Annotated in this window: 10 protein-coding genes; 4 read left to right on the top strand and 6 right to left on the bottom strand. The window is 72.6% G+C overall.

All coding sequences use genetic code 11. From position 1 onward, the window contains the following. From ABD844_RS29600 to ABD844_RS29585, 4 genes are all read left to right on the top strand, one after another. Window positions 1-1,100: DUF6603 domain-containing protein (locus ABD844_RS29600; RefSeq protein ID WP_344885254.1), on the top strand; the 1,100-nt coding region annotated here is incomplete at its 5' end. Then, window positions 1,097-3,433 carry a hypothetical protein gene (locus ABD844_RS29595; RefSeq protein ID WP_344885251.1) on the top strand — a complete coding sequence of 779 codons (2,337 nt, stop codon included), beginning with the start codon at window positions 1,097-1,099 and terminating at the stop codon, window positions 3,431-3,433. The genes ABD844_RS29600 and ABD844_RS29595, both read left to right, overlap by 4 nt. Next, a complete protein-coding gene (locus ABD844_RS29590) occupies window positions 3,430-7,176 on the top strand; it encodes a hypothetical protein (RefSeq protein ID WP_344885248.1) in 3,747 nt (1,248 codons plus the stop codon). The genes ABD844_RS29595 and ABD844_RS29590 overlap by 4 nt, the downstream gene beginning before the upstream one ends. 43 nt (window positions 7,177-7,219) lie before the next feature. After that, window positions 7,220-8,518, top strand: coding sequence for a hypothetical protein (locus ABD844_RS29585; RefSeq protein WP_344885245.1), 1,299 nt, complete (start codon window positions 7,220-7,222; stop codon window positions 8,516-8,518). Between the two features lie 38 nt (window positions 8,519-8,556). Here ABD844_RS29585 and ABD844_RS29580 read toward each other — a convergent pair whose 3' ends face one another. From ABD844_RS29580 to ABD844_RS29555, 6 genes are read right to left on the bottom strand one after another with little or no spacing between them, the layout of a single operon-like run. Further along, window positions 8,557-9,252, bottom strand: a complete 696-nt coding sequence (locus ABD844_RS29580) for a response regulator (protein WP_344885242.1) — start codon at window positions 9,250-9,252, stop codon at window positions 8,557-8,559. Then, window positions 9,249-10,358 carry a sensor histidine kinase gene (locus tag ABD844_RS29575; RefSeq protein ID WP_344885239.1) on the bottom strand — a complete coding sequence of 370 codons (1,110 nt, stop codon included), beginning with the start codon at window positions 10,356-10,358 and terminating at the stop codon, window positions 9,249-9,251. The genes ABD844_RS29580 and ABD844_RS29575 overlap by 4 nt, the downstream gene beginning before the upstream one ends. Next, window positions 10,355-10,939 carry a hypothetical protein gene (locus ABD844_RS29570; protein WP_344885236.1) on the bottom strand — a complete coding sequence of 195 codons (585 nt, stop codon included), beginning with the start codon at window positions 10,937-10,939 and terminating at the stop codon, window positions 10,355-10,357. Before ABD844_RS29570 ends, ABD844_RS29575 begins: the two co-directional genes overlap by 4 nt. Then, a complete protein-coding gene (locus ABD844_RS29565; RefSeq protein WP_344885233.1) occupies window positions 10,936-12,063 on the bottom strand; it encodes a hypothetical protein in 1,128 nt (375 codons plus the stop codon). The genes ABD844_RS29570 and ABD844_RS29565 overlap by 4 nt, the downstream gene beginning before the upstream one ends. A 10-nt stretch (window positions 12,064-12,073) precedes the next feature. Beyond that, window positions 12,074-12,466, bottom strand: coding sequence for a hypothetical protein (locus ABD844_RS29560; protein ID WP_344885230.1), 393 nt, complete (start codon window positions 12,464-12,466; stop codon window positions 12,074-12,076). Then, the gene (locus tag ABD844_RS29555; protein WP_344885227.1) at window positions 12,463-13,824 is read right to left on the bottom strand and encodes a hypothetical protein; all 1,362 of its coding nucleotides are present in this window, start codon (window positions 13,822-13,824) and stop codon (window positions 12,463-12,465) included. Before ABD844_RS29555 ends, ABD844_RS29560 begins: the two co-directional genes overlap by 4 nt. Window positions 13,825-13,846: the final 22 nt, after the last annotated feature.

The following is a 13,846-nucleotide window of genomic DNA, read 5'->3' as shown; positions in this document are numbered from 1 at the left end:
GCGTCGAGATCAAGGCGCAGGCGTATCTGGCGGTGACGCCGTCGTGCGCGATGGCGGGCGTCCGACTCGACGCGGTCTTCCACTCGGGCGCCTTCCGGGCCTGGTTCAGCGCTCAGGCGGACCTGCTGCTGTCGTGGCGGCCGTTCCACTTCGACGCGAGAATCTCGGTGAGCATCGGCGCCTCGCTCAAAGTCGACGTCTGGTTCGTGCACAAGACCCTCACGGCCTCGATCGGCGCCGACCTGGCCCTGTGGGGGCCGCCGACCGGTGGCTATGTCTCCGCGCACATCCTGTGCTTCACCGTGACGGTCAGCTTCGGGCCCGGACGTTCCGGATCCGGCGCCAAGACGTTGCAGTGGCCGGAGTTCGCCGGCCTGCTGCCCAAACCTCCTGACATGATCACCATCGCCCCGGTCAGCGGCCTGGACGGGACCATGGACGACCACGGCGGCAAGAGGTGGCTGGTCCGCGCCCGCGACCTGCGATTCTTCACCCAGGCCGCGATTCCCGCCAGCCATCTGCGGACGGGCGAAGACCCGCTCTCCTCGCCCGCGGACGGCCCTCTGGTCGACGTGCGGCCGATGAAACGCGGCGGCCTGGTCGGCGAGCATCGGCTGAAGCTGTACTTCGAGGATCGGCTCGCCCCGACCGACGGCTGGACGCTGACCCCCCGCACCCGGAACCTGCCCGCGTCCCTGTGGGGCGCCCCGCAGGGAGACCAGTCACCCAGCGCCGAGATGGTCCCCGACCGGCCGGTCGGGTTCGACGTCCAGGCGCCGCGACCCTCGCTGGCCGCCTCGCGCGGGGTCTTCCCGCTCAGCGAGTACACCGAGGACGAGCTGCCACCCGGCCTTTCACCGCTGCCCCGGCAGCCCGCCGCCAACGTCGACTTCGTCTTCGCCGCCGAGGCGTCGTCCGTGGACCTCATCGGCCGTGCCGACCGCGGGGACGCCAAGCTCGGCCGCGACCAGGTGTACGCGGCCCTGGCCGACGCCAAACTGTTCACCGGCCCCAACGACACCCTGGCCGGTCTGGCGCAGGGCGCCGGCCACCTGTACAGCCAGGCCCCCATGACCCAGGACGCAGGGAGCCGGACGTGAGCCCGAGCCCGCAGCACCCCGCCCGCGACACGATCCCCCTCGGCGACATCGAACTGCACGACAACTACCTGCCCGCGCTGCCCGCGGGCGACTACCGCGCCGAGGTCACCCACGCCCTGCGCACCGGCCAGGACGACCACGCCCCCGTCGTCGGCGACACCTTCACCGCCACTCAGAGCTTCACCGTCCGCGGCCCGCAGGTCACGATCGACACGGGGGCGGTGGTCGCCAGGCAACCGCCGGACGCCTCAACCGGCCGGTTCGCCGAGGTGCTGCCCCACGTGGTGCTCGGCGATCCCATGCTGCCGTGGGAACGGGCGTTGGAGGGCGCCCCACCCGGCACCCCCTGGCTGGCGCTGCTGGTCCTGACCGACGACCAGCTCGTCGGCGGTACGGACGCCCCGACCCGTACGATCTCCGGCACGGTCGGCCAGTTCCTGGCTTCCGACGCGGCCGTGCTCAAACCCGAGCTGAAGCTGGAGGCCGACCTCGGCGACGCCGATCCCTGCGCCTACATCCAGGTCGCGGCCACCGAGTTCCACGCGATCGCACCCCGTCTGGACGAGCTGCGCTTCCTGGCGCACTGCCGGGGAGCCAACACCGGCGACCGGCCCATCCTCGGCCTCCAGGAGGACGGGCTGTTCGCCGTCGTCGTCGCGAGCCGTTTCCCGGCCGACGCCCCGCCCGGCTCCACCACCGTGACCAAGAACATCGTGCATCTGGTCTCCCTGGAAGGCCACGAGAAGCTCCTCGTGGACGACCCGAACTTCCAGGGCCGCACGTCGGTGGCGCTGCTGTCCCTCGCCAGTTGGTCGTTCTGGGCCTACCCCGACCTGCAGGCCGACTTCGCCGATCTGGCCGAAGGGCTCACCCGCACCCCGGACGGAGCCCAGGCCGGCCGCGAGGAGATGTGGCTGCGGCTGGCCTCCCCCTACCCCGACGGCGACGCCACCCCGGCCCCCCAGCGACACGTGGCCAGGCGGCTCAACGACGGCTACGTGCCGCTGCCGTACCTGACCCGCTCGGGCGAGTCCACCTACGGCTGGTACCGGGGACCGCTCACCCCCGTCCTGCCAGTAGCCACCGCGGCGGCAGCGCAGGCCACCACCGCCGACGCGCTCATCGGCTACGACCTCGCCTGGGGCGGCTTCGACCTGTCGCTGGCCACCGCGTTCGAGACCGGCAGGGCGCTCGCCCTGGCCGACGCCGCCTTCGGCCAGCACCTGCTCGCGTTCAAACACGCCGCAAGGAACCTGGTCGACACCCTCTACCACCAGGCCACCAGCAACCACCTGCCGGAGGACGGCGACGGGCCGAGGACGGCGCGGGCCGCGTTCGGCGCGCTTCTGGACGGCAGCCTGCTCACCACCCTCGGCACCCCACCGGGCAGACCCACCGACCCGTGGTCACCGCCCACGCCGGCCGCGCCACCGGCCGACCCGGCCCAGGCGCTGGAGGACTTCCTGCGGTCCGACACCACCAGGGCCACCCTCACCGAGGCGCTGGCCGACGGCGACGGACTTGCCGAGCACTTCGCCCCCGTCGTGCAGTGGCTCGGGCGGCTCATGCTGCTCTACCCCGTGCCGTTCATCCACCTGGTGCCCGACGAGCGGATGCTGCCGAAGGAGTCGTTGCGCTTCTTCCACCTCGACCCGAGCTGGCTGGACGCGCTGGTGTCCGGCACTCTCGGCATCGGCGCCCAGTCCAGCCGCGACACCCTCCAAGGTCAGTTCGTGGCCGCGAGCGTCCGGGCGGCGGCGGCACGGGTGGCGGCGGCACACCGCGCCACACTCCGCGGCACCACACCCGACGACCCGGACCCCGGCGGCGCCGCACCCGAGGTCTCCGGGCTGCTGCTGCGCTCGGCACTGGTCTCCGGCTGGCCGAACCTGGCCGTCCGCGCCGTCGACCCCGGCGGCGCGGAGTTGCCGATCCTGCGCATGGACCACCTGGCGCCCAACGTGCTGCTGTGCCTGTTCGACGGGTTGCCCGCGATGGTCGAACTCCGCGAACCCCAGGAAGGCTTCCGGTTCGGCGTCGAGGACCACGGCGTGATCCCGCTGCGGAACATGCTGCCGCCGCGCCCGCCCGCGAACCTGCGGCTCGGCGAGCAGATCGGCACCAGCGTCACCTTCCCCGTCCTCGACCACCTGAGGACCGGCACCAGCGGCCGGGTCCTGAACCTCGACTCGCTCGTCCCCGCGCTGCGGGCCGCCCTGGACGCCGCACACGGCACCACCGTAGGCCCGATCGGGCCCGCCGACCTGGCCATGCAGATGGTCAAGGTCCCCGAAGCCATCCATTTCACCGGCCCGGACGGAGACCGAGGATGACCACCCGCCCCACCCTCCTCGTCCCGGTCGGCCTGGACGCCCTCGTGGTCAACACCACCCTTCAGGGCCGCGACGGCTTCCGCACCTGGCAGCACAACTACCAGGCACTGGACGACTACATGAGCCCCGAGCCGGACGAGGGCGACCGGCAGAGCAACGACCAGGCCCACAACCACACCGGCGTGCACCTGCACTGGACCCTGCCCCGAGGGCTCCGCCACGGCGTCCAGGACCCGCGGACCGGGCAGATCCGGTATCCGCTGGTGCCCAACCGGTGGCTGGTGACCCGGTTCAGCGGCACCACCACCCGCCGGGCCAAGGCGTGGGTGATCGAAAGCGACTGCCCCTACAGCGGCCACGCCTACGACGAGGGCCAACCCTACGACCGGTCGAGCCCGTACCTGGTCTCCGGCGACACCCTGCGCGCCTGGCAGGCCAGCTCAGACCCCTACCGCAACACCATGACGCCCGACGCCCCCCAGGTCCTCATCGGGCTCGCCTTCCCGCTCACCGACACGGCCACGCCCTGGGCGGAACGGGCCGCGGACGTCCCCCCGTTCGTCACCGCCATGTCCACCGGCGATCCGTACTTCACCACCTACACCCCGCACAACAGCAACGTCTTCTCCTTCCTCGACGACCTGTCCGACGTCACCTCCGCCGGCACGCTCGGCTACCAGGTCGTCGGCTGGTACTCCGACCCCGACGCCGACATCCTCGCCTCCCTCCCGGCGGACACCTCCTACGCCGACCACCTCGCCCACCTCGGCTGGCAGGACCCCCGCCACACCGGCCAGGACACCGCGGTCACCCCCGCCACCCGCAGCCTGTACTGCGGCACCACCCTGACCGTCTCCTGGGACCCGAACGCCCGCTCCGCGCCCGCCCCCGACCCCCTGGACACCATCAACGACAGCGGCGCGCTCAACCTCGCCATCGGCAACTCCACGGAAGACGCCTTCACCGCGCTCGCCGGCCGTACCCTGCACGCCACCGGCGCCGCCCCCTCCAGCGCCGACCTGCAACTGCTGCGCACCTTCCTGCACAACGTCCTCGACCTCGCCGACGAGAAGGGCGGCGACGCCCGGGTACGCCGCCACGTCCACGACGCCTCGTTCGGCGCCTCCGCCGGAGGCCACCACTGGACCGTGACACCGCCCCCCGCCGACACCGGCGATCCGGCCTCGGCGCCCGCCCCGTTCACCCCGCCGCCCTGGCTGACCACCCTCAACGACGACCAGCGGCGACTCGACACCCGGCTCGGTGAGCTGGCCACCCAGCAGTGGCGGCTGAACGCCCTCTGGCTGAAGTACGGCCTGGCCGACGCGGTGTCCCCGCGTCCCGGCGACGCGCCGGACCCCGACCGGATGCTGCAGGAACTGGACCCCGACAGGGACGGCTCGCTCGCTCACACGGTGCGCGCCATGACCGCCCAGGTACGGGAGCTGGCCGCGAAGGTCCCCCAGCCCGACCACACCGTTCCGCGCGAGGGCGAGCATGACGCGTTCCTGGCCGGGATCAGCGCGTTCGCCGAAGCCCGCGGGCTCACCGGGGGCGCGACTCTCAAGGCGGTCCCCAATGCCCCGTACTGGCATGCGGGCGACCCGGTGGTCAGCCTGTCCGGCATCCTGCCACCGGCCGACACCACCGTCCCCGACGAACCGCTACCCGTCCGGCCGCTCACCGGCGACGTCCCCTCGCCGCTGGTCAGCGCCGTCACGGTCACGGGCACGACGATCACCGGCAGCGGCCGGACGCCCGCCGTCCCGGGTCTGGACGCGCTCCCGCCCGAGATCCCCGCCCTGCTCACCGAGTATTTCCTGCTGGATCCGGGCAACGCGCCCGCGCTGGCCGCCGCCACCGGCCTGCCGACCGGCGAGATCAGCGCCGTCATCGCCGCCCACCGCCCCGCCGACTACACCGGCACGCTGCCCGCGCTGGGCCTGACCCCCTGGGCCCAGCCCTGGGAACCGCTGTTCATGGAGTGGAAGGTCGCCTACCGCCACATCCCCTACGCCGTGGGCACACAGCGCTGCTGGACCTTCGACGGCACCGACTACCACTACACGCCAGGCACGGCCATCGACCCGGACCGGGTCACCATCACCGGAATCTCCGGACTCGGTCCACACCCCCGCTCCCTGTTCGCCGGCCGGCTGAAGGAGTTCGTCGCCCAGCACGGCACCGACGACCAGCGCGGCCAACTCGACGCCTGGCTGACCGCGATCGGCGACTGGGCCTTCCTCGCCCAGGAGCTCACCGGCTTCAACGAGCGGCTGGCCGCCCGCGACACCCGCGCCTTCCGCCGGCCCACCACCGACGACACCGACCATCCGCACATCGCCGGCCTCGCCGGCTGGCCCGACGCCGCCTCCGACGACGGCCTGCCCGCCCGCTATCGCGGCCGGGTCACCAGCGTCCCGTACCTGCCCGGCGCCGCCAACGCCCCCTTCCACGAGATGCGGCAGGGCCAGATCCACATCGAGGAGCTCTTCCTCTACGACAAGTTCGGCCGCGTGCTCAACGTCGTCAGCCCCGACACGGAAACCGGCGGACTGCACGACTACCGCAACTTCCCCCTCGTCATCGACACCCCGTTGGCCGCCGGGACCTCGCTCACCCCCACCATCGCCTCCGTCGCCCAGCTACCGCCCCGCCCCCTCCAGCCCGCCCGGCTCGACTTCGACCTCCTCGACGCCCAGACCGGCACCCGCATCGTCCGCACCGCGGCCGACCCCAACCCCATCGGCGGCTGGATCCTGCCCAACCACCTCGACCACAGCCTGCTGCTGTACGACCCGGCGGGCCGGCTGCTCGGCACCTACCGCCTGCTCACCACCGCCCAAGGACAGCGCACCGGCCAATGGGAGCCGCCACCCGACGGCACCCTCACCACCCTGGACCAGGTCGCGGCGCTCGCCCCCTTCGTCGCGGGGCTGATCCGCGCACCCGAACTCGCCGCGCAAGCCAACCTCACCGCCTTCCTCGACGCCATCGACGCCACCCTGTGGACCACCGAGCCGCTCGGCCAGCGCGCCGACCAGAACCTGTCCGTCCTCATCGGACGCCCCCTGGCCCTCGTCCCCGCACAACTGAGGCTGACCCTCCAAGGCCCGCCCCTGCCCGACACCCGCTGGGCCGCCACCCTCGACCCGCCGCCCCCCGTCTTCACCGGCCACCGGTTCGAGGTCCGCCTCGGCGACCAGGCCGCCCGTGACGACGGCCTCATCGGCTACTTCACCGCCGACGGCGCGGCAGGGTACCGGTACGACAGGTTCCACAGCCTCATCTCGCCCGACGACGGGCAGGACTACGTCACCCAGATCGGCCCGCCCGGCCCCGCGCCGGACGGCAACTACCTCCGCCTGACCTTCGCCGACCCCGCCCCCACCCGGCTGCTCCTGCTCCTCGACCCACGCGCCGCCGTCCACGCCACCAGCGGCATCACCCCCACCGCCACCGCCACCGTCCCGCCCAGCCACGTCGACGACGCCCTGCGGCATTTGCAGGTCCTCTTCCGCTTCGGCCCCGTCCTGACCACCGAACACGCCCAGACCCTCGCCTTCCCCCGGCCGGGCGAGAAGCACGGCAGTTGGTCATGGCTGCGCCCGGCGATCGGGCAGGCCGCCTGGACTGCGTACGAGCTGACTCCGGCCCTGCCCGACGCCCAGTTCCCCGACAGCCCCGCCACGCTCGAAGACGGCCGGCTCCGCCTGCTCACCGAACCGGAGCAGCAGCAGTAGCCCGCTCCGCTCACCCATCCCTCACCCGTTCGGAGGCTCCCGCATGCCCGACGCCCCCCGTCTGCTGCTCTACCGCACCGTCACCAGCCCGGCTCCGCTTCAAGCGGGCAGTCCTGACGATCCCGCCGCCAACAGCATCGATGTCATCGTGTCCAGCCCTGACGGGCAGAACGTCTACTGCAACAAGATCGACATCGCCGTCCCGGTCGGTGAACCACAGGACGCGGGGGCGTATTTCACCGAAGCTCCGCAATCGTCGACCGACAACGACAAGTGGCAGATCGCGTCCGTGGAGTTGGTGTCCGGGCGGGAACTCGGCCTGGCCAGTGACACGAACTACCACCACGTCATCTTCCAGCCCCGGCAGGGCGGGCCGGCGCAGTTCCGGCACATCGACCAGCCGATGACGCTGACCATCACCGGCAAGCTCGCCGCCGACGCCACCGGCAGCCTGCTCACCTGCCTGGTCACAGAAACCTCCAGCACGACCGACGGCCATTACACCCGCAAGGACCCGCTCATGCTGACGCTGCCCACCGCAGAGCCCCCGTTCTACCTGCACAACCTCCTGGCCGCCACCCCGAACGAGCCGACCATCCCCAGGACCAAGTTCAACGCCGGCGACGAGATCTCGCTCACCTGGGAGAGCAACGGCGACTCCTTCCACCTGTACGGCGGCGACGGCACGGTCCTCCACGAAGGCCCCGAGACCACCTGGACCGTCCCCGCGGGCGCGATCGCCAACGACACCACGTTCACTCTGAAGGCGTCCAAGAAGAACTCCACCGGCTTCGGGACGGTCGACCGGTACGCCACCATCACGATCACCATCACCAACCCGACGCTCAGCGAGCTCACCGTCAACGGCTCACTCGGCGTCTACGGGAAGCTGACCGCGAACGACGGCCTCTCCGTCTCGAACACCCTCACCACCGACGTGTTGGAGGCCGGCGCTGCGACGGTGACGCGGTCCTGCCAGATCGACGGCGACTGCGACGTCTCGGGGGACCTCACCTCCGAAGGTCTTTTCGTCAACGGCGACACCAGTATGCGCGGACGCCTTCAGGTGAACGAGGGAGTCACGCTGGACGACACCCTCGTCGTCGTCGGCAGACTCACGGCGAGCAGCGACTGCGACGTCAACGGAGGACTGTCCGCCAACCAGGACTTCAGCGTCTCCTACGGCGGCACCGAGAAGATCACCACGGTCGGCAAGAGCGGCCTTTGGGTAGAGGGCGACTTCAGTGTCTCCGATGGAGGCACGGAGAAGATCACCACCTACGGCTACAACGGCCTGTACGTGGACGGCGACCTCACCGTCAACGGCAGGATCAACGACTAGCACGGCGGTTCCGCGCGTACCGGGCGGCCAGGCGCGGTCTAGGTGCTGCCCGCCCGGGGCCGCCTGTCATCACGAAAGCCGCGCAGTCGCGACCACGAGATCAGTACGTGGACGCGATCCGGCAGGCCGAGCTTGGTCAGGATGCTCGACACGTGCACCTTCACGGTGTAGCGGCTGATGACGAGCCGCCGCGCAATTTCGTCGTTGGACAACCCGAGCGCGATCAGCTCGCAGACCTCCCGCTCGCGCTCGGTGAGCCGGGCGGCCGACTCCTGCAGCGCGCGGTCCTCGGCGGTCGGCAGCATGGGCCGCAGCGCCTCGATCATGCGGGTGGTCGCCTCGGGCGCGAGCACCGACTGGCCCGCCGCGACGATCCGGATGCCGTCGCGGATCCGCTCGCCCGGCGCGTCCTTCAGCAGGAACCCGCTTGCCCCGGCCTGCAGGCCGGCGTAGACGTAGCTGTCCAGGTCGTACGTCGTCAGGATCAGCACCCGGGTCGGCCCGCCCGCGTTCCGCTCGACGATGCGGCGGGTCGCCTCGATGCCGTCCATGCCCGGCAGGCGGATGTCCATCAGCACCACGTCAGGCCGGTGCTCGGCCGCGGCCGCGACCGCCGCCGCGCCGTCGCCCACCGCGCCCACCACGGTCAGGTCGTCGGCCGCCCCGACCAGGCGGACCAGCGCCTCGCGGAGCAACTGCTCGTCGTCGCACACCAGGACCCGGACGGCGGTCATGCCAGGCTCCGCAGCGGCAGCACGGCGCACACCTCGAAGGTGCCGGGGCCGTCGCTCACGCGTACCGAGCCGCCCAGCAGCTCGACTCGTTCGCGCATGCCGACCAGCCCCACCCCTGCCCCGTTCCCGATCGTGCCGGTCCGGCCGCGTACCGGATTGGTGACGCGGACGGTCAGGCGCGACGGTTCGTAGCGCAGCAGCACGCGCACCTCGACGGCGCCGGCGTGCTTGGCGACGTTGGTCAGCGCCTCCTGCGCGACACGGTAGGCGGCCAGCTCGATGCTGGCGTCGACCTGCCGTACGTCTCCTTCGCGGGTCAGCAGCACCCGGGGTCCGCCCGGCGGCACGGCCGACACCAGGTCGTCGAGCTGCGCCAGCCGCGGCGGGGGCGCCAGCGGGTCGTGGCCTGGCGGCGCCTCCCTGAGGACGCCGAGCAGCCGTCGCAGCTCGGCGAGGGACTCCCTGCCCGTGTGGGCCACGCGGCGGAGCGTCTCCTCCATCTCGTCGCGGGTGTCGGCCCCCGCCTCGGCGTCGACCACCATCGTCGTCACCGAGTGGTTGAGTATGTCGTGCAGCTCTCTGGCCAGCAGGGCCCGCTCGCGTTCCGCCGCCCGCCGTTCGGCCTGCGCCCGTTCCGCCTCCAGCCGCCACGAGCGCTCCTGCAACTCCCTGATCCGGTCACGCTGGCGCCCGTCCACCCGCCCCACCGCCCAGAACCCGACGAAGAGCACCGCGACGGCGGCGTAGACGGCCAGCACCCGTATCGGGTCGCCGATGCTGAAGAGCGTCAGCGGCAGGCCGATGAGCAGCAGCGCCAGCACGGCGGCGATGCCGACCACCCGGCGGCTCCCCCGGCCCCACGCCCCGAGACGGGACGCGGCGACCAGGGGCGCCACCATGACCGGCATCTTCAGCGCGGCCAGCACCAGCTCCAGCCCGATGGCCACGGCCAGCACGGTCAGGGGGAAGCGCCGCGACCACATCAGCGCCACGGACTGCGCGCAGGTCACCGCCAGCAGCACCGGCGCCGCGTCCCCCAGCTCGCCGGCCAGCCCGACCAGCCAGCCGACCAGCGGGGGGAGGAGTGCCAGCAGGCCCTCGCTCATCCACTCCAGGTGGGTCTGGCGCTCTGCCTGATCCGCCTGCCGCGCCGCCAGCCGCCGATCAGCAGCAGCGCCACCGGCGCCCAGGGTGCCAGCGCGATCGTCCAGCTCAGCGGGAGCGGCGGCCCCGGCGGCGCGATCGCCTGGATCGGCAGCACGCCCGTCGAGGTCCCGCCCGGCCCCTCCACGGCGAACTCGAACCGCCATGTGCCCTCCTCCGGCATCGCGACGACGTCCAGCCCCCAGACCTGCCGCGCCCTCGGGTGCCGCGGCAGCACGATGCTGTCACCGCGCCGCTGCAGGAAGATGCCCTTGAGCCCGCGCCGGTCGCCATTGGGTGCGACCGTCGTGACCAGCCCGGTGCGCCCCGCGATGCCGCCGGTGGGTTCGAAGGTGAAGTCGAGGGACTCGAGCGCGCGGATGGGCCACCTGGTGAACGATACGGTGATCGCGGACTGGTCGCTCATCCGTACCGTCTCAGTGTGCACGATCTCACCCGGCAACGGTGGCGCGGCCGCCGCAGGACTTGCGGCGAAGAGCGCCACCACGGCCACCGCGGCCATGGCCGTCAGAGCCCGCCTCATGCCGCCACCGCCCCTGGCACCCGTACGCCGAACCGGCGCAGCAGGGTGGCGCACTCCCAGCCCAGCCAGCCCGTCCCCGCCCCGACGGCGGTCACCGCCAGGGTCGTGACCAGCAGGTTCATCTCCATGCCCAGGAACTGGTAGAAGAGCACCGTGTTGAGCCCGGCCAGCGCGCCGACCGCGGCCGTGATCCGCGACGGACCCACGCCACGCCGTACGGCCCACGCGACCATCCCGCCGGCCAGCAGCGCCACCAGCGGGAACGTGACGGGGAAGCCGACCAGCGACTGCGGCAGGTTGGTCGTGTAGTCGCGCATCGGCTGGCCGATCGCCTCGGCGTACCAGCGGGTGGCCGCGGGCGCGAACAACGCCAGCCCGCCCTGGACGGCCAGGAACATCAGTCCCGCCGCGGCGGGCCAGCGCCAGCCACGGGTGAGCCCGACGACCAGGCTCAGCATGAGCGCGGCCACCGCGCCGAGCCCGATCACGCGCGGCGCCAGGCCCGGCACCCAGTCCAGGACCAGCTCGGAGAGCTGGCCGAACAGCGACGTCGAGCCGAGGGTGGCCAGGCCGACCGCCAGCACCAGCCCCCACCGCTCGGATCGGGTACGCCGCAGCACGGCGAACGCCATGACCATGGCGAAGATCTCCGTCTGGATGGCCAGGCTGAGCCCGAGGTGCGAGGGCGTCGCCCCGATCGCGATGTCGAATCCGTACAGGTCGTGCCACCACAGGTCGGCTCCGCCGTACAGGAGGTTGGCCGCCGCGCCCAGCCCGCCCACCAGGAACGGCCACGGCGCGCGGAAGGTGCGCAGCACCCGCACCGAGGGGGTCTCGGTCGCCGGGCCGCGCGCCCAGGTGGAGAGCAGCACCACGGTCAGGCAGGTCAGGCCGATGATGCCGGTGCCCGCGTAGAGCAGCAGGTGGGGCGCGGTCCAGAAGTTGTCGGGCCCGACGTCGCCGTGCCACTGACCGTCCCACACCATGCCGACCAGCAGTGTGGCGTAGCCGGCCAGCAGGAACCAGGCGCCGGTGACCTCCCGGCGCGGCACGTCGCGGACCGCCCCGACGCTGTCCGGGTTGTCCGCACGGTTCGGCGGACCCGTCGTGGATCTTGTCGCCATGAGGCGTCTCCTACTCTCCGACCAGTGTGTTGACCTTGATGACCTCGGTGCCCGCGGCACCGCGTACCCGGACGCCGATCTCCCAGGCGCCCGGCATGGTGAACAGTTCGCCGCGCGCCACGTAGCGCCCGGCGTTCTCGGGCCGCGCGGCGAGTTCGGCGGTCGTGTGCCCCATGTGGGGCATCACCCCGAACAGCGACACCTCCGCGGGCGCGGCCGGGTCGATCTCGACCCGCGCCTCCAGTGGGCCGGTGCTCGGGTCGAGCGCCACGACGACCGAGTAGTGCGCGCCCCTGCCCGGCAGCTGCACCGGCCCTGGGCCGCTCCCGCCGCGCAGGAGCCACCCGATTCCGGCCGCCAGCAGCAGGATGGGCAGGACGAGGTACGCCACCCGCCGCCTCATCGCGCGCTCCCCTCGGCCCCGACGTCGATGACGCGCGGCACGGTGACGATCTCGTAGTTCCTGGCGTACTGGATCCAGGCCAGGTAGCGGCCCGGCCGGGGGAAGCTGAAGGTGAACTCCAGCCGGGGCCCGTACTGCGCGACGGACTCGTCAGGCGGCTGCTCGGAGCCGGACGTCATCGAGCCGGCCTCGTGGACGTGGCCGAGGTAGCCTCCGTCCCTGCTCCGGACGATGAGGTGCCCGGCCATGCCGAGCCACGGCTGCAGGCCGGTGACGCCGGTGTCGAGCGTGATGCGTACGGGGGTGCCGGCCACCGGCCGCGCGGGCTCGACGGCCAGGACGTCCGCGCTCCCGACCGGCGGCGTCCCCTCCTCTGCCGCGTCGCCTTCGTCCGCCGGGTCGCCGACGGTGAAGTCGCCGGTGACGAGTTGCCCGCCCGCGTCGGTCCGTTCGAACTCGGCGTACACCCGGTACCGACCCTCCGCCTGCGCGCGCAGCCGCAACTCGTACGTCCCCGGCGCCGTGCGCAGGGGGTGCACGTGACGGAAGTACGAGCCGTCCTGGCTGGTCACCACGACGTGCGACAGCGCAGCATGGTGCTCGACCAGGTCGTCCACCGGATGGCCGGTCGAGCCGTCGAACAGCCGCACGCGCAGCAGGAACTCCGATCCGCGGGCGGGCCGTCCGGGCTCCACCTCGACCAGCGGTTGCGCGTTCGGCCGCCCGAGCGGCGTCGCCTCCTGGGGCGGCGCGGGCGGCGCTCCCCTGGGCGGCGTCGGCGCGAACCACGGGGAGAGCACCCCGGCGGTGAACGCCACCACCGTCGCCACCACGAATCCGCCGGCGAAGCCTCCGGCGACGGCCCGCCTCGACAGCAGCGCGCCCGCCATGGCGCCGATCAGCGCCACTGCCGCGCAGGCGAAGGCCGCGTACACGACCACCTCCCACAGCGGCGTGCTCGACACCAGCACGGTGAGCGGCAGCACCGAGCGCTCCCCGCCGGCGCGGACCTCCAGTTCGTGCGGGCCCACCCGGTCCACCGACAGCATCGCCGGATACATCCCGGGCCGGCCCGGCTCGATCCGCACCGCGCCGGCCGCGGAGCCGCCGTCCTCGACGGACCTGATCGCGAGGTCCACCCGGCCGCCTGGGCCGGGCGTGTGCGCGACCACGTCCACCTGTAACGGGGCGGGGACCCGCACGCTGGCCCGCACCACGACGGTGAGCTCCATGCCGGCTATCGTCTGGGCGAACCGCGCGTCGGCCTCCCCGCTGCGCCCGTGCGCCGCCGCGGGCCCTGCCCAGGTGAGCAGCAGGGCCGGCAGCACGAGCAGGGCCGGGACAAGACGTTTGAGCACACGCCAGAGCGTAGGAACCGGG

The organism is Nonomuraea antimicrobica, from assembly GCF_039536965.1.
GTDB classification, from domain to species: Bacteria; Actinomycetota; Actinomycetes; order Streptosporangiales; family Streptosporangiaceae; genus Nonomuraea; species Nonomuraea antimicrobica.
The sequence above is the reverse complement of the archived record's forward strand: the minus strand, read 5'-3'. Positions and strand labels throughout refer to the sequence as shown.